The 18,117-nt window shown below is 28.2% G+C and carries 20 protein-coding genes; 15 read left to right on the top strand and 5 right to left on the bottom strand.

All coding sequences use genetic code 11. The features are described from left to right. Positions 1 to 69: 69 nt before the first annotated feature. Both BTM21_RS08640 and BTM21_RS08635 read right to left on the bottom strand, forming a co-directional pair. Positions 70 to 711, bottom strand: coding sequence for an undecaprenyl diphosphate synthase family protein (locus BTM21_RS08640; protein ID WP_021875095.1), 642 nt, complete (start codon positions 709 to 711; stop codon positions 70 to 72). Positions 712 to 825: 114 nt separating this feature from the next. After that, positions 826 to 1,233: a secondary thiamine-phosphate synthase enzyme YjbQ gene (locus tag BTM21_RS08635; RefSeq protein WP_021875096.1), complete on the bottom strand. Its 408-nt coding sequence runs from the start codon at positions 1,231 to 1,233 to the stop codon at positions 826 to 828. Positions 1,234 to 1,415: 182 nt separating this feature from the next. Here BTM21_RS08635 and BTM21_RS08630 point away from each other — a divergent pair, with 182 nt between their 5' ends. The 12 genes from BTM21_RS08630 (at position 1,416) to BTM21_RS08575 (ending at position 13,500) form a co-directional block, all read left to right on the top strand. Then, positions 1,416 to 2,105 carry a Crp/Fnr family transcriptional regulator gene (locus BTM21_RS08630; protein WP_021875097.1) on the top strand — a complete coding sequence of 230 codons (690 nt, stop codon included), beginning with the start codon at positions 1,416 to 1,418 and terminating at the stop codon, positions 2,103 to 2,105. A 106-nt stretch (positions 2,106 to 2,211) separates the two neighbouring features. Further along, entirely contained in the window at positions 2,212 to 3,219 is a 1,008-nt protein-coding gene (gene asrA / locus BTM21_RS08625; protein WP_021875098.1) for an anaerobic sulfite reductase subunit AsrA, read from the top strand. After that, positions 3,220 to 4,014, top strand: a complete 795-nt coding sequence (asrB, locus tag BTM21_RS08620) for an anaerobic sulfite reductase subunit AsrB (RefSeq protein ID WP_021875099.1) — start codon at positions 3,220 to 3,222, stop codon at positions 4,012 to 4,014. Between the two features lie 11 nt (positions 4,015 to 4,025). Then, positions 4,026 to 4,988 (top strand): sulfite reductase subunit C, encoded by a 963-nt coding sequence (gene asrC, locus BTM21_RS08615; protein ID WP_021875100.1) that lies wholly within the window; start codon positions 4,026 to 4,028, stop codon positions 4,986 to 4,988. A gap of 290 nt (positions 4,989 to 5,278) precedes the next feature. Beyond that, on the top strand, positions 5,279 to 6,478 hold the full coding sequence (gene hemA / locus BTM21_RS08610; RefSeq protein WP_021875101.1) for a glutamyl-tRNA reductase: 1,200 nt from the start codon (positions 5,279 to 5,281) through the stop codon (positions 6,476 to 6,478). Beyond that, positions 6,442 to 7,059, top strand: coding sequence for an NAD(P)-dependent oxidoreductase (locus BTM21_RS08605; protein WP_096145412.1), 618 nt, complete (start codon positions 6,442 to 6,444; stop codon positions 7,057 to 7,059). Before hemA ends, BTM21_RS08605 begins: the two co-directional genes overlap by 37 nt. Positions 7,060 to 7,125: 66 nt before the next feature. Further along, positions 7,126 to 7,998, top strand: coding sequence for a hydroxymethylbilane synthase (hemC, locus tag BTM21_RS08600; RefSeq protein ID WP_021875103.1), 873 nt, complete (start codon positions 7,126 to 7,128; stop codon positions 7,996 to 7,998). Between the two features lie 10 nt (positions 7,999 to 8,008). Further along, the gene (gene cobA / locus BTM21_RS08595; protein WP_021875104.1) at positions 8,009 to 9,487 is read left to right on the top strand and encodes a uroporphyrinogen-III C-methyltransferase; all 1,479 of its coding nucleotides are present in this window, start codon (positions 8,009 to 8,011) and stop codon (positions 9,485 to 9,487) included. Positions 9,488 to 9,497: 10 nt separating this feature from the next. Further along, on the top strand, positions 9,498 to 10,463 hold the full coding sequence (hemB, locus tag BTM21_RS08590) for a porphobilinogen synthase (protein WP_021875105.1): 966 nt from the start codon (positions 9,498 to 9,500) through the stop codon (positions 10,461 to 10,463). 4 nt (positions 10,464 to 10,467) lie between these two features. After that, a complete protein-coding gene (gene hemL / locus BTM21_RS08585) occupies positions 10,468 to 11,739 on the top strand; it encodes a glutamate-1-semialdehyde 2,1-aminomutase (protein WP_021875106.1) in 1,272 nt (423 codons plus the stop codon). A 22-nt stretch (positions 11,740 to 11,761) separates the two neighbouring features. After that, positions 11,762 to 12,538: a sirohydrochlorin cobaltochelatase gene (locus tag BTM21_RS08580; RefSeq protein WP_021875107.1), complete on the top strand. Its 777-nt coding sequence runs from the start codon at positions 11,762 to 11,764 to the stop codon at positions 12,536 to 12,538. Between the two features lie 182 nt (positions 12,539 to 12,720). After that, positions 12,721 to 13,500, top strand: coding sequence for a formate/nitrite transporter family protein (locus BTM21_RS08575; protein ID WP_021875108.1), 780 nt, complete (start codon positions 12,721 to 12,723; stop codon positions 13,498 to 13,500). Positions 13,501 to 13,550: 50 nt separating this feature from the next. On the opposite strand, the gene BTM21_RS08570 is transcribed toward BTM21_RS08575, so the two are convergent. From BTM21_RS08570 to BTM21_RS13695, 3 genes are all read right to left on the bottom strand, one after another. Next, positions 13,551 to 14,444: a DUF368 domain-containing protein gene (locus BTM21_RS08570; RefSeq protein WP_079481193.1), complete on the bottom strand. Its 894-nt coding sequence runs from the start codon at positions 14,442 to 14,444 to the stop codon at positions 13,551 to 13,553. A gap of 154 nt (positions 14,445 to 14,598) precedes the next feature. Continuing rightward, positions 14,599 to 15,621, bottom strand: a complete 1,023-nt coding sequence (locus BTM21_RS08565; RefSeq protein WP_172000983.1) for a branched-chain amino acid aminotransferase — start codon at positions 15,619 to 15,621, stop codon at positions 14,599 to 14,601. Positions 15,622 to 15,902: 281 nt separating this feature from the next. Next, entirely contained in the window at positions 15,903 to 16,070 is a 168-nt protein-coding gene (locus tag BTM21_RS13695) for a hypothetical protein (RefSeq protein WP_021875111.1), read from the bottom strand. Positions 16,071 to 16,155: 85 nt separating this feature from the next. Between BTM21_RS13695 and BTM21_RS08560 the strand changes: the two genes are divergently transcribed. The 3 genes from BTM21_RS08560 to BTM21_RS08550 all read left to right on the top strand — a co-directional run bounded on the left by BTM21_RS08560 (position 16,156) and on the right by BTM21_RS08550 (position 18,046). After that, positions 16,156 to 16,536 carry a RidA family protein gene (locus BTM21_RS08560; RefSeq protein ID WP_021875112.1) on the top strand — a complete coding sequence of 127 codons (381 nt, stop codon included), beginning with the start codon at positions 16,156 to 16,158 and terminating at the stop codon, positions 16,534 to 16,536. Positions 16,537 to 16,611: 75 nt separating this feature from the next. After that, a complete protein-coding gene (locus BTM21_RS08555) occupies positions 16,612 to 16,860 on the top strand; it encodes a CPF_0552 family protein (RefSeq protein WP_079481194.1) in 249 nt (82 codons plus the stop codon). 118 nt (positions 16,861 to 16,978) lie between these two features. Next, positions 16,979 to 18,046, top strand: coding sequence for an ABC transporter substrate-binding protein (locus BTM21_RS08550; RefSeq protein ID WP_021875114.1), 1,068 nt, complete (start codon positions 16,979 to 16,981; stop codon positions 18,044 to 18,046). Positions 18,047 to 18,117 lie beyond the last annotated feature (71 nt).

Raw genomic sequence — 18,117 nt, 5'->3', positions numbered from 1 at the left:
TAGCCACTTTTTTACGTTAAGTTTAGATGAATTACTTTTATTGAAGCAGTACTTATAAAGACCATAAAACTAGCCTCCTAAAGTAATATCTTGTTTATCATACCAATTTAAAGCATCATAAAATTGATTAGGCTTAAAGTCTGGCCATAAGTCATCAACTACATAAAAATCTGAGTAAACTGATTGAACAGGAAGAAATCCGCTAAGTCTTCTTCTGCCACCCCATCTTATAATTAAATCTATTCTAGAGATGTCATTAGATTTTAAATTATTTGTTATATTTTTTCTTTTGATATCAGCAGCTTTTAATGAGTTTAAATCCCACTCCCATCCGTAGTTAATTAAAAAATTTACTTTTATTCCACCTCTGCCAAAGATTTTTCTTGTGGTAAATGCCGATAATTCTTTTGGAAATACAGGTGATTCATTATTGCCTATTACTAGTATTTCACAATCTTCATGAGTTAAGAGTTTTACAGCTTTTATACATGCATCTATAAAGGCTTTTTTTTGCTCAGATGGTCTTTTTGCATTGTCAGTAGTAAATCCATAATAAGTAATTTCTTTAATGCCTTCTTTTTGGCAAAGCTTAAATAGAAGCAATCCAGGATCAATACCAAGGGAATACCCCTTATCTTTAGTTAATCCTTTTGATACAGCAAAACGTCTATTACCATCTGGAATAATTCCTATATGTTTAGGTACTCTCATAAATCCAACTCCTTAATAAATTGATAATTAAATTATTCCCAATAAGTATTTAAGAAATACATTAAAATTAAAATGTAAAGGGACTAGAAATAATTATCTAGTCCCTAAGTGAATCTAACCTTCTATTATTTTTACATAAAATGTTCTATTTCTAGGACCATCAAATTCACAAAAATAAATATCTTGCCAAGTACCTAGAATTAACTTACCATTGCTAATAATTAAAGTTTGAGAGGCACCAACAGTAGATGATTTTAAGTGAGCATGAGAATTTCCTTCAAAATGGCGATATTTTGAATCTATAGTTGGATAAACTTTTTCAAACCCATAAATCATATCACGAGTAACATCTGGATCGGCATTTTCATTGATAGTTATGCCAGCAGTTGTATGAGGACAATAAATTACCATAATTCCATCTGATATAGAACTATTTAGTAAATCTTTATTAAGAATATTTGTAATATCAACCATAGATTGAGTATTTGAAATTGATAAATCATGTTTATATAAAAAAGCCATAATAAACCTCCTAGATTAAAGTGTGAAAATATATCTATATATTACCACAATAATAATTTAATTTCTAAGATGTAACAATACAATAATTATAAATTGATTTTCTATATTTTAATTAATAATCTATACAAATCTAGATACCTGATATATAGTTAAAGTAATAAGATAAAAATTAAGGTGATATTATGAAAACTATAAAAGAAGAACAACTACGTGGTATGGAAATCTTTAAGAATGTATCAGATAGCACTATAGAGAATTTATGTTCAATTGGAGATGTTAATTGTTATTTAAAAGGAAGTCATATCTTTAGGGATAAAGACTTAGTTAAAAAAGTTTATATTGTTTATTCAGGTAAAGTAGCACTTTATAAGATGAATGAATCTGCACAAAAAAAGATAGTATTTATATTGGGAAAAGATAAAATCATAAATGCAGTAGTTATAGATGATTTACCTGCTTCTATTAATTGTGAAGTCTTTGAAAATGCAGAAGTATTAGCTTTTGATAGAAATAAGTTTATAGAAGTAATGGAAACTGATTTTCAACTATCAAAAGTAGTTATAAGGTCATTAGCAATAAAGGTTAGAAGGCTTTATAGACAAATGAAAAATTCTACACCAATTAAAGTAGAAAAAAGGGTTGCAGCAAAACTTTGGAAACTAGCTAAAGATTATGGAATAGAAAGTGAAGATGGAGTTTTAATTGATTTAAATATAAGTGTTACTTATTTAGCAGATATGTTTGGAATGCCAAGAGAAACTATATCTAGAGCTTTAAAGATATTACAAAAAGAAGATTTAATAATACATAAAAATAAAAAGATTCTAGTAAAGGATAGAGATAGACTTTCAAACTTTTTTAAAGGATTGTGATAATTATCACAGTCTTTTTTTTGTGCTGAAATTATAATAACTACTATAAGTTGTTATTTAAATAACAATCATCAAGAGATAAAAAGCAAACTAAGAGGTGTTTAAAATGGGATATAAGCTTAACTTAGAAAACTTTAATATTGCTTTAAAAGAACTTTCAAAGGAATATAAAATATATGCTCCAAAGGTTCTTGAAGGAAAAGGCACATTTTCAGATACAGACATAGTAAGATATGGTGAAATTTCAAAAATAGAAGAGATAGAATTTGAAAAGAAATCTCAATTCTCTTATAAAGAAGTACTTTTACCAATTACTCAAACATTATTTTTCTTTACAGAAGATGAAGTTAAAGAGGCTAAGGTAGAAGAAAAATCATTACTTATATTTTTAAGAAGTTGTGATATGCATTCATTAAAAAGAATAGATGATATTTACTTAAGAAATGGATTTGTAGATCCATATTATGAAAAAGTAAGAGAAAAAGCTAAATTTATTTTAATAGGTTGTCCTGAAAGCTTTGATAATTGTTTCTGTGTTAATATGGGAACTAACAAAACAGATGAATATAATGCATATGTAAAATTAGCTGAAGAAAACATTTATTTAGATTTAAAGGATGAAAGTCTAGAAAAAGTATTTTTACCTTTAATAGATGAAAATTTAGAAGTAAAACCAGATTTTGTTTTAAAAAATGAAGTAGAAATTAATATTCCAAATAATTTAGAACTTAAAGTTATGGATTCAAAAATTTGGAATGAATATTCAGAAAGATGTATAGCTTGTGGTAGATGTAATTTTGTTTGTCCAACTTGTACATGTTTTACAATGCAAGATATTTTCTACAAAGATAATGGAAAAGCAGGAGAAAGAAGAAGAGTTTGGGCTTCATGTCAAGTAGATGGATATACAGATATGGCAGGAGGTCATAGCTTCAGAAAAGATAAAGGTCAAAGAATGAGATATAAGGTGCTTCACAAGGTTTATGATTATAAAAAGAGATGGGGATATCATATGTGCGTTGGTTGTGGAAGATGTGACGATATATGTCCAGAATATATATCATTCTCAAATTGTATAAATAAACTAGAAAGTGCTATGGATGAGGTGAAGTAAATGAGTAAGAACGATTATATTCCATTTATATCAGAAATATTAGATGTAATTAAGCATACAGAAATAGAATATACATTTAGAATGGCTTTTGAAGGTGAAGTTAAGCCAGGACAATTCTTTGAAGTTTCAATTCCTAAGTTTGGAGAAGCTCCTATATCAGTTAGTGGAATAGGTAAGGATTATGTAGATTTAACAATTAGAAGAGTTGGTAAGGTAACTGGTGAAATATTTAACAACTATGTTGGAGATAAGTTATTTTTAAGAGGACCATATGGAAATGGATTCGATATAGAAAATTATAAGAACAAAGAGCTTATAGTAGTTGCAGGTGGAACAGGACTTTCACCAGTTAAAGGAATAGTTGACTATTTTTCTGAGAATCAAAAAGATGCAAAGAATTTTACTTTAATATCAGGATTTAAGTCACCAGAAGATATATTATTTAAAGATGATATGGAAGTTTGGAAAAAGAACATGAACTTTATATTAACTGTAGATTCAGCAGAAGAAGGTTATGAAGGAAATGTTGGGCTTGTAACAAAGTATGTTCCAGAAATAGAAATAAAGGATATTGAAAATGTTCAAGTTATAGTTGTAGGACCTCCTATGATGATGAAGTTTACTGTTTTAGAATTTTTAAAACTTGGAATAAAGGAAAGCAGCATTTGGATATCTCAAGAAAGAAAAATGTGCTGTGGACTAGGTAAGTGTGGTCACTGTAGAATAGATGATACTTATATATGTTTAGATGGTCCAGTATTTAATTATTCAAAAGGAAAAGAATTAATAGACTAGGAGGATTTACTATGGATATCAATACTAAAAAGCTAAAAAAGAATGCTTTTAGAGTTACAAAGAAAAGAGGTCTAACAGCTTCAAGAATAAGAGTTCCAGGTGGATTCTTAAAAGCAGAATATCTAGGACTTATTCAAGAAATTGCAGAAAAGTATGGTAATGGATCAGTTCATCTTACAACTAGACAGGGTTTTGAAATACCAGGAATAGATATGAACGATATGGAAAAAGTAAATGAATTAATTCAACCTATAATAGAAGGTTTAGAAATAAATCAAGAAATTCCAGGTAAGGGGTACACTTCAGCTGGAACTAGAAATGTATCAGCTTGTATAGGAAATAATGTTTGTCCTTTTGCAAATTACAATACAACTAACTTTGCAAAGAAGATAGAAAAAGAAATATTCCCAAATGATTTACATTTTAAAATTGCATTAACAGGATGTCCTAATGATTGTATTAAAGCAAGAATGCATGATTTTGGTATTATAGGAATGACAGAACCTCAATTTGATAAAGATAAGTGTATATCATGTGGAGCTTGTGTTAGAGCTTGTAAGAAAAAATCAACTGAAGCATTACATGCAGAAAACTATAGACCAGTTAGAAATCATAGTAAATGTATAGGTTGTGGAGAATGTGTTATAAATTGTCCTACTGGGGCTTGGACAAGAAGCAAAGAGAAATATTATAGATTAGCAATAATGGGTAGAACGGGAAAGAAAAACCCAAGACTTGGAGAAGATTTTATAATATGGATTGATGAAGAAAGTATTATAAAAATAATATTAAATACTTATAAATATGTAGAGCAATATATAGACAGAACAGCTCCAGGTGGAAAAGAGCATATAGGATATATAATTGACAGAACAGGATTTATGGAGTTTAAGAAATGGGCTTTAGAAGGAATAAAACTTTCAGATAAAGCCAAAGTAAATGAGAATGTATATTGGAGTGGAATAAAATATTAGAAATTATAACTTTTATATAGTGTTATAGTTATGATAATTATAAGAAATAAATATTGGATTAATTATAAAAAATGTTTTAATATTTTAATATACAATTTCACCCATAAAATTACATACAATTCCTTAATTAAGACCGCTATTAAAAAAATAGCGGTCTTAATTAAAATATATAAAAAACTGTTATGAAAATTAAGGTAAAAAAGAGTATAATAATATTTATTATAGATACTCTAAGTAAGAGGTAAATATAAGAAAATATATTATTAAGTCAAAGTTTAGGAGCGAAATTTATGATACAACTAGTAGGAATTAAAAAAAATATAGATATAAAAATTAGAGAAAAGTTAGCATTACATGCAAAGAAACAAGAAATTTATACAAAAGAGCTTTTAAATTACTTTGATGAAGTAGTAATAATAAGTACTTGTAATAGAACAGAAATTTATTTTAATGGTTCTTTATCAGGTGAAGAAGGATTAAAAAAGGTTTTTGAGATATTTAATTGGGATATAAATCTAATAGAATATTGTTTCTATTTAGATGAAGAAGAGACGGTAAAACACTTAATGGAAGTAGTATGTGGATTCCATTCAAGAATACTTGGAGAAGATCAAATTTTGGGACAAATAAAAACAGCATATCAAAATTCATTAGAAATGGGCGCTGTTAAATTAGAGTTACAAAGGTTATTTCAAGATGCAATTACATGTGGGAAAAAATTTAGAACAGAAGGTCGATTATACGAGATACCAGTATCATCTTCATCCATAGCAGTAAATGATGCTATGGATAGAAATGCTAAAAAGTTTATGGTGATAGGTTATGGAGAAGTAGGGAAATTAGTAGTTAAATATGCATTATCTCATAATATATATTCATTAAATTTAGTAGTTAGAAATGTAGAGAAGATAGAAAGTATAGATGATCCAAGAGTAAGAGTAATGAATTATACAGACGGTAGAGAAATAGTAAATGAAATGGATTGTGTTATTTCATGTACTTCAGCACCACATTTAATAATTGAAAAGAAACATATAAAAGAGCAAGGAAATAAGATTATAATTTTTGATTTAGCGGTACCAAGAGATGTAGATGAAAAAGTAAAAGATTATGAAAGAATCGAACTTTTGGATATAGATGATATTAGTTCTATAGATGATGAAAATAAAAAGTTAAGAGATGAACGTATGCAGTATTTTAAATATATACCTCATCAATATATAAAAGAATATTTAGAGTGGAAAACTCTAAGGGGTATAGCTAATAACATTAAAGAATTAAAAATATCAGGAAGTAAAGTTGTAGAGGAAAGATGTAAGACATTTTCTCATAAATGTAAAAACCCAAATGATATTAAGCTTGCTAATGTACTTATAAAAAGTACTTCTGATGCTTATGTAAATAGAGCAATAGAAGTATTGAAAGAAGAAAAGCTAAAAGGTAGTGAAGAAGAATGTCTGAGAATATTAAACAAGATATTTCAAATCTAGATCTAAATTATACATATATATCATTAATGTCTAAAAAATTAAAGGTTGGTATCATTGGTGGTGGAAGAGCTGCTGTAATTAAAGCTAAAAGCTTCGTTGATAAGGGATGCTATGTTGAAGTTATATCAAAAAGCTTTAATGAGAATTTAATTAATATACAAGATAAAAATTTAAAGTTAGTTTATGGTGACTATAAAAAAGAATTTATAAAAGATAAACATATTATAGTAATCGCTATTAATGACGATAAATTAATAGAGAGAATAGAGAAGCATTGTAATGATGAAACTAAAATATATGTTAATGCCACTAATTTTAAAAAAGGAATAGCTATTATTCCTGTACAAAGAGAAAGCAAGAGTTTAAATATTGCTATAAGCACAAAAATGGGTAATCCTAAAGGCTCTTTGTTAGTTGCTAAGGAAGCTTTAAATATATTAAAAAGATATGATGATTTTATAGAATACTCTTCTAAGATAAGAAATAATGCAAAGAAAATAGAAGAATATAAAAAAGATATTATAGATTTTGTATGTACAGAAGATTTTAAGTATATATATAATAAAAAAAGGATAAATTAGTATTAAAAATGTTTTTTGATGGAGAGTTAGTAAAAGAACTATACAAATAAAAATAGAGGTGAAGTAATGGAATTAATTATTGCAACTAGAAAGAGTAAATTAGCACAAGTGCAAGCAGATAGAGTTATAGATTTAATAAAAGAAAAGGAAGGTATAGCTTCTAAAAAGTTATTAGTTGTAACAGAAGGCGATAGAAGATTAGATGTTTCTTTAAATAAGATAGGTGGCAAAGGACTATTTGTAAAAGAAATAGAATTAGCAATGCTAAATAAAGAAGCACATGCAGCAGTGCATAGTATGAAAGATGTTCCATTTGAACTTCCAGAAGAATTTGAATTAATTGCAATGCCAGAAAGAGAAGATATAAGAGATGCATTTATAGCTCCTAATGAAGTTAAATTTAATGATTTAAAACTAGGTGCAAAAGTTGGAACAAGTAGCATTAGAAGGGCAGCACAGCTTAAAGAAATAAGACCTGATTTAGAGATAGTTTCAATAAGAGGAAATGTTCAAACAAGACTTTTAAAGATGGAGCAAGAAAAGCTAGATGGGATAATATTAGCAGGTGCAGGCCTAAAAAGGTTAGGTATGGAAAATATTATAACTGATTATTTTGATCCTAAAATATTTTTACCAGCTATAGGTCAAGGTGCATTAGGAATAGAATGTGTAAAAGATGGTTCCTATAATGAATATTTTAAGGCTTTAGATAATAAAGAGGTTAGAATAACAGTAGATGCTGAAAGAAGTTTTATGAAAGCTTTAAATGGAGGATGCCATACTTTAATAGGAGCCTATACAGAAATAAAAGGTAATGATTTATATATGATAGGTACCTTTAGTGTTAATGGGAAAATAATTAAAAAAGATATCATTGGAAATAAAGAAGATAATATTGAACTTGGAATAAAATTAGCTGAAAAGATTTTATCAATTTAGGAGGATATCAATGAGTAAAGCATATATAATCGGGACTGGTCCTGGAAATGAAGAACTTTTAACGTTAAAAGCAGTAGAAGTGTTAAAAAAATGTACTGCAGTATTATATGATAGATTGGTATCAAATAATATATTGAATTATCTTTCAGAGGATTGTGAGATTTATTATTGTGGAAAAGAGCCAGGATGTCATTATAAAACACAAGAAGAGATTAATGAAATGTTAGTTTCCTTGGCTAAGAAAGGCCATATAGTAGGTAGAATTAAAGGTGGAGACCCCTATGTTTTTGGAAGAGGTGGGGAAGAAGTCCTTGCATTAGTAGAAGAAAATATAGAGTTTGAAGTTGTACCAGGAGTAACATCACCTATTTCAGTATTAAATTATGCAGGGATACCTATAACTCAAAGAGGTATGGCTCAAAGTTTCCATATAGTAACTGGAATGACTGCTGGAGTTTTAAATATTAATTGGGAAGCTTTAGCAAAAGAAAAAGGTACTTTAGTTTTTATGATGGGACTTAGTAATTTAGATAAAATAGTTGAAAATTTAATTTTAAATGGAAAAGATAAAACAACTAAAACTGCTGTGGTAATGAGAGGAACTTCTTCTAAGCAAAAAAAAGTTATAGGAACTTTAGAAGACATAGAAGAAAAAGTTAAAAAAGCAAAGCTTAAATCACCATGTATTATAGTGGTTGGAGAAGTTGTAGAATTAAATGAAAAATTATCTTGGTATGAAGAGAAACCTTTATTTGGAGTAAATATATGTGTAACAAGATCTAGAAAGCAAGCATCTAATCTTAAAAATAAATTAAGAGAGCTTGGAGCAGAAGTTACAGAAATAAATTCTATAAAAATTGAAGGAACTAAAGAAAATTTAGCACCATACGTAGATAATTTAGATAAATACCATCATATTATTTTAACTTCTGTTAATGGAGTAAATATGTTTTTTGATTATTTGATAGAAAAGAAGTATGATATAAGAAACATAAAAGCAAAATTCTCAGTAGTAGGAAAAGCAACTAGAAAGGCTTTACAAAAGCGTGGTATAGTAGAATTTATTATGGCTAGAGAGTTTGTAGGAGAAGGATTATTTAAAGCATTAAGTCCTTATTTACAAAAGGGAGAGAAGGTTCTTATACCATGTTCTTCAGCTAGTAGAGAATATTTAAAAGATGAAATAGAAAAACTAGGCTTAGAAGTTCATAGAGTAAATACATACGATACTAAATGTGGTGATGTTAAAAATACTAGGGCTTTTGAAGAAGTAGACTTTGTGTTATATACTAGTCCAAGTACAGTAAAAAATATGATTAGCATGTTTGGTGAAGATAAAATAAAAGAAAAAAGAAACATATCTATAGGACCACAAACATCTAAAGCATTAAATGAAAGAAATATAGATAATTATATGTGTAAAAAACATTCAGAAGATGGTTTCTTAGAAGAAATAGTGAATATATATAAAAGTTTAAAAGAAAGTTAAGGTGAATTTAGTGATCAAAAGGGGTAGAAGATTAAGAGCAAATTCTGCAATAAGAGATTTAGTAAGGGAAAATACATTAACAGCTAATGATTTGATTTTCCCAATATTTGTAGTAGAAGGAGAAAACATAAAAGAAGAAATATCATCATTACAAGGCAATTATCATTGGTCTATAGATAGATTAGATGAAGTAATAAAAGAAGTTGAAGATTTAGGAATTAAAGGTGTTATAGTATTTGGATTACCAGAACATAAAGATGAATGTGGTTCAGAAGCATATAGCGATGAAGGAATAGTTCAAAAGGCTGTAAGAAAAATAAGAGAGATTTCTAAAAAGTTATATGTGATAACAGATGTATGTATGTGTCAATATACAAGTCATGGGCATTGTGGAATTTTAGATGGGGAAAATGTTGATAATGATTCAACATTAGAAAAGTTAGGAAGAATAGCATTATCCCATGCAAAAGCTGGAGCACATATGGTTGCGCCTTCTGATATGATGGATGGTAGAGTTGCTTATATAAGAGATATTTTAGATAAATATGAGTATGAAAATGTTGCTATAATGAGTTATGCAGCTAAATATTGTTCAGCTTTTTATGGACCTTTTAGAGAGGCTGCACATTCAGCTCCAAACTTTGGAGATAGAAAGACTTATCAAATGGACCCTGCTAATGGTAGAGAAGCACTTAGAGAGATAGAAATGGATATAGAAGAAGGTGCTGATATAATAATGGTTAAGCCTGCTATGCCTTATTTAGATATAGTTAGAGCAACTAAAGATAGAATAGATTTACCAATTTGTGTTTATAATGTAAGTGGTGAATTTGCAATGGTAAAGGCAGCGGCTAATGCAGGACTTATTAATGAAAAAGCTGTTGTTTTAGAAATGTTAGTTTCTATGAAAAGAGCAGGAGCAGATATGATAATAACATATTATGCAATAGAAGCAGCTAAATGGTTAAAGGAGTAATAAAATGAGAAATCAAATTATATTTCATGAATCTAAGAAATTTATGCCAGGAGGAGTTAATTCACCTGTTAGAGCATATAGAGATATGGGGATTGATCCACCAATAATTAGAAGTGGTAAAGGTGCTACAATAAAGGACGAAGAAGGTAAGGAATATATTGATTTTGTTTTAGCTTGGGGGCCAATGTTTTTAGGACATTGTGATAAAGATGTTGTTACTTGTATAAAAGAGATTTCACAAAGTGCTATTGCATTTGGGGCACCAACAGAATTAGAGTTAATAATGGCTAAGTTTTTATGTGATAACTTAGAAAATATAGATATGGTAAGAATGGTTAACTCAGGTACAGAAGCTACTATGAGTGCTATTAAACTAGCTAGAGGATATACTAAAAGAAACAAAATAGTAAAATTTGCAGGCTGTTATCATGGACATTTTGATGGGTTTTTAGTTGAAGCAGGGTCAGGAGTATTAACAGAAGGAATACCAGGATGTTTAGGAGTGCCACAAGATAGTGTTAAAAATACTCTTATAGGTGTATATAACGATATTAATCAAGTTAAAATTCTATTCGAACAATATGGAGATGATATAGCAGCTGTAATAATAGAACCAGTAGCAGGAAACATGGGAGTAATAAAGGCTGAAGATAATTTTATGATAGCTTTAAGACAGTTATGTGATAAATATGGAACATTACTTATTTTTGATGAAGTAATGAGTGGATTTAGAGTAGCATTTGAAGGAGCACAAAGCTTATTTAATGTAAAACCTGATTTAGTAACTTACGCTAAAATAATAGGTGGAGGCTTACCATGTGGAGCTTATGGTGGAAAAAGAGAAATAATGGAATGCTTATCTCCTATGGGTGGAGTATATCAAGCAGGAACAATGTCAGGGAATCCAGTAGTAATGGGTGCTGGTCTTGCTACATTAAATAAAATAAAAGATAATAAAGATAAGTATTATAATCATATAAATAAACTAGGTGAAAAGTTAGAAAAGGGTATGCTAAAGATAGCCAAAGAAAAAGGTATTCCTATGGTAATAAATAGAGAAGGTGGAATGCTAACAATATTTTTCAATAAACTAAAAGAAATAAAAACTTATGATGATGTAAAGCAATGTGATAGTGAAATGTTTAAAAAATATTTTTTACATATGATAAATAGTGGATTCAATATACCACCATCACAATATGAAGCTTTATTCTTATGTACAGAACATACAGAAGAAGATATAGATAAGTTTTTACAAGCTTTTAGTAATTTTTAGAAGGTTAGTAAAGGGTGAATTTATGTCAAAAGCAATTATTATTGCTTCTTTTGGAACATCAGACTTGGAAGCACTAAAGAATTTAGAAAAAATAGAAAATGAAGTTAAAGAAAGAACAAATAATAAATATCCTATAGTTAGGGTATTTAATTCTAAAATAATAATAAACCTATTAAAATCAAATTATGGCATATCAGTATTAACATTAGATGAAGCATTATTTAAACTAAGTAATGAGGGGATTGAAGATGTTATAATACAGCCTGTTTATGTTATGGAATGTATAGAATGTGAACATATTAAGAAGATAATGTATAGTTATGAGTATGCATTTAAAAGTATAAAATTAGGGAAAACTCTTTTAGGCTATTATGGGAGAGAATTAGAAGAGGCTTGTGATAGTTTAATAGAAGCAATGGAAGAGGATTTATCTAAGGATAAAAATATAGTATTAGTAGGTCATGGTTCTAAGACAATTACTACTGAGGCATACTATATATTAGAAAGTAAGTTTAAAAATAAAGGATATAAAAATATTTTTATAGGGACTTTAGAAGGTGAAAGAACCAAGGATTTTATTATTAAAGCTTTAAAAGAAAAAAATATTCAAGAGGTATTTATGTTACCATTGCTTATTGTAGCAGGGAATCATGTTAAGAGAGATATTGCTGCAGATGAAAGATCTTGGAAAAGCAAATTTATTGATGAGGGAATAGCTGTAGAAATCAGTCTTAAACCATTAGTAGATTATGAAAAAATAAGAGATATATATATTAAGCAAATAGAAAATTTTTTATAGAAAGTACGCGTTGAGCGTACTTTTTTTATGGAATAATGGACAATTTGCCAAAAAATGATTAAATTTTTAAATTTTTATTGAAAAATTTAAAATAAGATTGTATTATATATAGATGTGAGTAAAAAATAGCTCACTAGGGTAATATATTGTTAAAAAAATAATAAAAAATAGGTAGGTGTTTTATGTATAGTAAGGAAATTCATAACTTAGCTCACTCAGCTGAAGTAAAAATCAACTTATTAAAAAGAAGCAAGTCAAGATACATAGTTAGTGCTATGTTAGGTAGCTTATTTGTAAGTTTAGGAATTATGCTTATTTATTCAATCGGTGGAATTATGCATCATGGAGGTTCACCTTTTTATAAGATAACAATGGGTGTATCTTTTGGTGTTGCATTAAGTTTAGTACTAATGGCTGGTGGAGATCTTTTTACTAGTAATAGTATGATAATGACTATGGGTGCTTTAGAAAAGACTGTAACTTGGGTAGATGCTATTCAAATATGGTTTGCAAGTTGGTTTGGAAATATATTAGGTGGCGTTGTAGGTGCTGTATTATTTGTCCAAGCAGGTTTAGCATCAGGAAAGAGCGATTACATAGGAGAATTTATAGTAAGCAATGTAGCAGCTAAAATAAATACTCCATTTATGCCACTTTTAATAAAAGGTATATTATGTAATATACTTGTATGTTTAGCGGTATGGATGTGTTATAAATTAAAAGAAGAAACAGCTAAAATATTAATGATATTCTGGTGTTTATTTACTTTTATAACAGCAGGTTTTGAACATAGTGTAGCTAATATGGGATTATTAGCTATGGGAGTTATGCTTGATCCAGGAACTATAACAATAGGTGGATATATGTATAACATAATTGTTGTATCTCTAGGAAACTTTATAGGCGGTGTTGTATTCTTAGCATTACCATACTACTATATAACTAGTAACAATAAGAAATAACAAATAATAAAGAGTTAGATTCTTTTTTAGGAATCTAACTCTTTATTATTTTAACTAGATTTTTTTTCTAAATAATTTTTTCCTTTTTCTAATACTAAGATTAATAAACCACCTAGTGCAAAGAATATAAAGCTAAAACTCTCTAAATTCATAGCAGGTTTTGGAATTTCAAGAGTAGTTGGACCCATAAATACTGCATAGAATGATCCGATCATTAAACCTATTATAAAATATATCATTTTAGATCTATGATTTGCTAATAGATATCTAATTAATCTTATAGTAGTTACAATTCCAACAAGAACTCCAATACCAAATACAATTAACATAGGTAAATAATTAAAGTTAAAAGTAAGGAACCCTTTTACTGCAGCTATAACAGGAGCATAAAGTCCAAATACTAAAAGTAATGTAGAACCTGATATTCCTGGTAATACCATAGCTGAAATAGCAATCATTCCAACGATGAAAACATAAATTGCAATTGGGAATGAAAAACTACTTAAAGAAATAGAAGATGTTCCAGAGGATGTTGGATTAAAATAAGTAATTGCAACAACAATTAAAACACCAAGTATTCCATAAATTATATTTTTATAGTTATTTAGTATACTATCTTTTTCTTCACGTATTATTATAGGAATAGAAAATAATATAAAGCCTACAAAAACAGAGCTGATTTTATAAATCTCTTTATCAAAGATAGATGATAAAATCATAACTGATGAAACCAATCCAACTATCCAACCAATACCTAATTTAAATAAGAAGGTTAGAGCAGTTTTTTTGCTTTCAATATTACTTTTAGTAGAAACTAAAGAGTTAAGTGAATTTATAAAATCATCATAAAATCCTAATATAAATGCAATAGTACCACCAGATACTCCTGGAACACTATCAGCTAAAGCCATACAAAAGCCACGAATAAAATTTACTATGTACATAATTTCACCTCATTAAATTGATAGTTATCTTAAAATAATAACATTATTAAGTTAAATTTACATTAATTAAAAATGACAAATTTATTAAAGTTTAATAATATATATAAGCTTATTATTAAAGTAAAAAAGAGTTCTAGAAGAACCCTTTTAAATATTAAACTTCAAATATCCAACCTTCTGGAGCTTCTACATCTCCAAATTGTATTCCACAAAGAATTCTATAAAGTTCCTTTGTTATAGGACCAACTTCTTTTTCACTATGGAATACATGAAGATTATCTTTATATTCAATTCCTCCAATAGGAGTAATTACAGCTGCAGTACCACAAGCACCAGCTTCTTTAAATTCATCTAAGTTATCTACAAAGACATCTCTTTCAAATACAGGCATATTTAAATAATTTTTAGCTATATCCATAAGAGAATATTTTGTTATACTTGGAAGAATTGAAGGTGATTTAGGTGTAATAAATTCATTGTTTTTAGTTATTCCAAAGAAATTAGCAGCTCCAACCTCTTCAATTTTTGTGTGAGTTGCAGGATCTAAATAAATACAATCTGCAAAGCCCCTATCTGATGCAATTTGATGTGGATGAAGTGAAGCAGCATAGTTACCACCAACCTTTTGTCCACCTGTTCCAAGAGGAGCAGCTCTATCGTAATCAGCTATCATAAAGTTACAAGGAGTTAATCCTTCCTTAAAATATGGACCAACAGGAACTGCAAAAACAGAGAATATGTACTCAGGAGCAGGTTTAACACCTATGTTATTACCAACACCTATCATAAAAGGTCTTAAATAAAGCGTAGCACCAGTACCATATGGGGGAACAAAATGTTCATTAGCTTTAACTACTTGCTTACAAGCATCTATGAATTTTTCCACAGGAACTTCAGGCATTAATAATCTTCTGTTACTAACATTTAATCTTTCAGCATTTCTATTAACTCTAAACAGTTGAATTTTACCATCTTTTCTTCTATAGGCTTTTAAACCTTCAAAGCATTGTTGTCCATAATGTAAAGCAGTTGAAGCTTCACTAATAGTTAACATATTATCTTCTGTTAGTTTACCTTCATCCCATTTGCCATCTTTCCATATAGAAACATATCTATAATCGGTTTTTATGTAACTAAAGCCTAAGTTATTCCAATCAATATCTACAGTTTTTTTCAAAATAATACCTCCTAATAAATAATATAACATCTAATTTTATCATTATTTTTATATACTATAAACAATTAATTTGAAAAAATATGAAAATGATAATTAAGAAGGTTTTAAATTAAGAATTATTTATAAGATGAGATATTTTAAGGATTGTTGAAAGACAGAATGAAAAAAGGTATAGTTAAATATAGGTACTAGGATTAATTTAAAAGTGTTAATTCATTGGACCAATAATTTAATAATTTATTTGGATAAATCCTAGTACCTTATGGGAGGACTACAATCTATTAAAGATCGCAGCTATCAGCTTCTTCTCCATATCTAACTGTGCCTTCAGTAGTATAATTATCATTAGGAGAATTATCTATAAAAACACCATCATTAGGTTCAGGAGAATTATTTTTATAATATTTATTATTTATTTTAGTGTTATTTTTAGAAGTTTTTTTACCCATATTAATTCCTCCAAATAAGATTATTTGTAGTTAGTATGGGTTAAAATTAAATTAATATACTATGTATTAGAAAGGAAGTATAAGAATGAAAAGAGAAATAATTTCCACAGATAAGGCGCCACAAGCAATAGGACCATATTCTCAAGGAATTAAAATGGGAGATATGATTTTCACATCAGGTCAAATTCCACTAAATCCATCAACAGGAGAACTAATAACTGAAATAAAAGCTGCAACAAAGCAATCTTTAGAAAATGTAAAAGCTATATTAGAAGCAGCAGGAAGCAATTTAGATAAAGTAATAAAAGTTTCAGTATTTTTAAATGATATGAATGACTTTGTAAGTGTAAATGAAGTTTATGCTGAATACTTTAAGGATAATAAACCAGCTAGAAGTTGTGTTGAAGTAGCAAGATTACCTAAGGATTCTGTAATAGAAATAGAAGCAATTGCAACTATAGAATAATAAAAACAAAATTAATATGAATAAAATTTTTAAAATAGTCAAGTATACAAAAGAAGCTAACTTAGGAGGTATCTTATGTTTACGATTATGGCTATAAAAATAGAGCCGAGAAACTCAGCAGCACCTAAGGTTCAAGAGATACTTACTAAATTTGGATGTATAATTCAAACAAGACTTGGATTACATGAAGCAAGTAAAGATATTTGTTCCAATTCTGGACTTATAATATTAAATTTGATTCATGATGAAAAAGAGGAAATATCTAAATTAAGTAAAGAATTAAGTGAAATTAATGGTGTTGTAGCTAAATTAGTTGAAATTTAAAAGATATTTGTAAAATAAAAATCTTGGGAGTCTCCTCTCCAAGATTTTTATTTTTATCTTTTCAAGTATACTAATTAAATATATAATGATTTTATAAATTAAAAAAAGGAGAATATTGATGAAGAAAATAATAAAAAGTACATCTTTAATATGTAGTTTTGTTTTAATGATAGCACTTTTTTCAGGATGTAGTTCTAAAGAAACTAAAAAGACTATAAATATCCTAAACTATGGAGAAAACATAGCTGATGGTTTATTAAAAGAGTTTGAAGAACAATATAATATAAAGGTTAATGAAGTAACTTTTGATACTATGGAAAAAATGTATATAGAATTAACTTCAGGTAAAACAAAATGGGATGCTGTATTAGTTGCAGATTATATGGCTGATAGAGTTATTCAAGAAGGATTACTTCAAAAAATAAATAAAGAACATATTCCTAATTTAGAAAATATGAATAAAGGCGATATGGGGAAAGCTTATGACCCTAACAATGATTATACAGTTCCTTATATGAATGGAACAATTGGGATAATATATAATAAGGACATTGTTAAAGAACCAGTAGATAGTTGGAATATTATGTGGGATTCTAAATATAAAGATCAAATATTCGTTCTTGATTCACCAAGAGATGCTATTGGAATGGCATTAAAGAAGCTAGGATATTCATTAAATAGCACAAACCCAAATGAGTTAGAAGAAGCTAAGAAAGCGCTTATAGAACAAAAGGAATTAGGAACTATCTATGGTGCTGATGAAGTACAGGACTTAATGATATCAGGAGAAAGAGCTGTAGCTATGATTTGGTCTGGGGAAGGTCTAAACTTATCAGATGAGCATGATAACCTAGAGTATGTAGTTCCAAAAGAAGGGGCAGATTATTGGTTAGATTCATGGGCTATTCCTAAAGATGCAAATGATAAAAGAGCAGCAGAATTATTTATTAATTTCGTAAGCGAAAAAGAAAATGCATTAAGAATAGCAAATCAAATAGGATATACTACACCACAAAAGTTAGCTATGGAAGCACAATCAGAAGACGTTAAAAATAACCCAGGAGCATATATGCCAAAAGAAGTTATGGATAAATGTGAAGTTTATAAATACTTTACTCAAGAGCAATTAAAACAATATGACGATATTTGGTTAGAAGTTATGACATATAAAGTAGATAAACAATAATTATAAAATGGTAAAAAAGCATTTAGGTTATATCTTAAATGCTTTTTTATTATAGAATTAGAATAAATTTA

This window comes from Clostridium chauvoei, assembly GCF_002327185.1.
GTDB classification, from domain to species: Bacteria; Bacillota; Clostridia; order Clostridiales; family Clostridiaceae; genus Clostridium; species Clostridium chauvoei.
The sequence above is the reverse complement of the archived record's forward strand: the minus strand, read 5'-3'. Positions and strand labels throughout refer to the sequence as shown.

What these genes read in the sequence shown, in the direction of transcription:
- BTM21_RS08570 (WP_079481193.1), bottom strand. Translation starts at nt 14,444, where the DNA reads ATGTACATAGTAAATTTTATTCGTGGCTTTTGTATGGCTTTAGCTGAT.
- asrA (WP_021875098.1), top strand. Translation starts at nt 2,212, where the DNA reads ATGGGATATAAGCTTAACTTAGAAAACTTTAATATTGCTTTAAAAGAA.
- asrB (WP_021875099.1), top strand. Translation starts at nt 3,220, where the DNA reads ATGAGTAAGAACGATTATATTCCATTTATATCAGAAATATTAGATGTA.
- hemC (WP_021875103.1), top strand. Translation starts at nt 7,126, where the DNA reads ATGGAATTAATTATTGCAACTAGAAAGAGTAAATTAGCACAAGTGCAA.
- BTM21_RS08640 (WP_021875095.1), bottom strand. Translation starts at nt 711, where the DNA reads ATGAGAGTACCTAAACATATAGGAATTATTCCAGATGGTAATAGACGT.
- BTM21_RS08550 (WP_021875114.1), top strand. Translation starts at nt 16,979, where the DNA reads ATGAAGAAAATAATAAAAAGTACATCTTTAATATGTAGTTTTGTTTTA.
- BTM21_RS08575 (WP_021875108.1), top strand. Translation starts at nt 12,721, where the DNA reads ATGTATAGTAAGGAAATTCATAACTTAGCTCACTCAGCTGAAGTAAAA.
- BTM21_RS08555 (WP_079481194.1), top strand. Translation starts at nt 16,612, where the DNA reads ATGTTTACGATTATGGCTATAAAAATAGAGCCGAGAAACTCAGCAGCA.
- hemL (WP_021875106.1), top strand. Translation starts at nt 10,468, where the DNA reads ATGAGAAATCAAATTATATTTCATGAATCTAAGAAATTTATGCCAGGA.
- BTM21_RS08605 (WP_096145412.1), top strand. Translation starts at nt 6,442, where the DNA reads ATGTCTGAGAATATTAAACAAGATATTTCAAATCTAGATCTAAATTAT.
- BTM21_RS08630 (WP_021875097.1), top strand. Translation starts at nt 1,416, where the DNA reads ATGAAAACTATAAAAGAAGAACAACTACGTGGTATGGAAATCTTTAAG.
- BTM21_RS08580 (WP_021875107.1), top strand. Translation starts at nt 11,762, where the DNA reads ATGTCAAAAGCAATTATTATTGCTTCTTTTGGAACATCAGACTTGGAA.
- asrC (WP_021875100.1), top strand. Translation starts at nt 4,026, where the DNA reads ATGGATATCAATACTAAAAAGCTAAAAAAGAATGCTTTTAGAGTTACA.
- BTM21_RS13695 (WP_021875111.1), bottom strand. Translation starts at nt 16,070, where the DNA reads ATGGGTAAAAAAACTTCTAAAAATAACACTAAAATAAATAATAAATAT.
- cobA (WP_021875104.1), top strand. Translation starts at nt 8,009, where the DNA reads ATGAGTAAAGCATATATAATCGGGACTGGTCCTGGAAATGAAGAACTT.
- hemA (WP_021875101.1), top strand. Translation starts at nt 5,279, where the DNA reads ATGATACAACTAGTAGGAATTAAAAAAAATATAGATATAAAAATTAGA.
- BTM21_RS08560 (WP_021875112.1), top strand. Translation starts at nt 16,156, where the DNA reads ATGAAAAGAGAAATAATTTCCACAGATAAGGCGCCACAAGCAATAGGA.
- BTM21_RS08635 (WP_021875096.1), bottom strand. Translation starts at nt 1,233, where the DNA reads ATGGCTTTTTTATATAAACATGATTTATCAATTTCAAATACTCAATCT.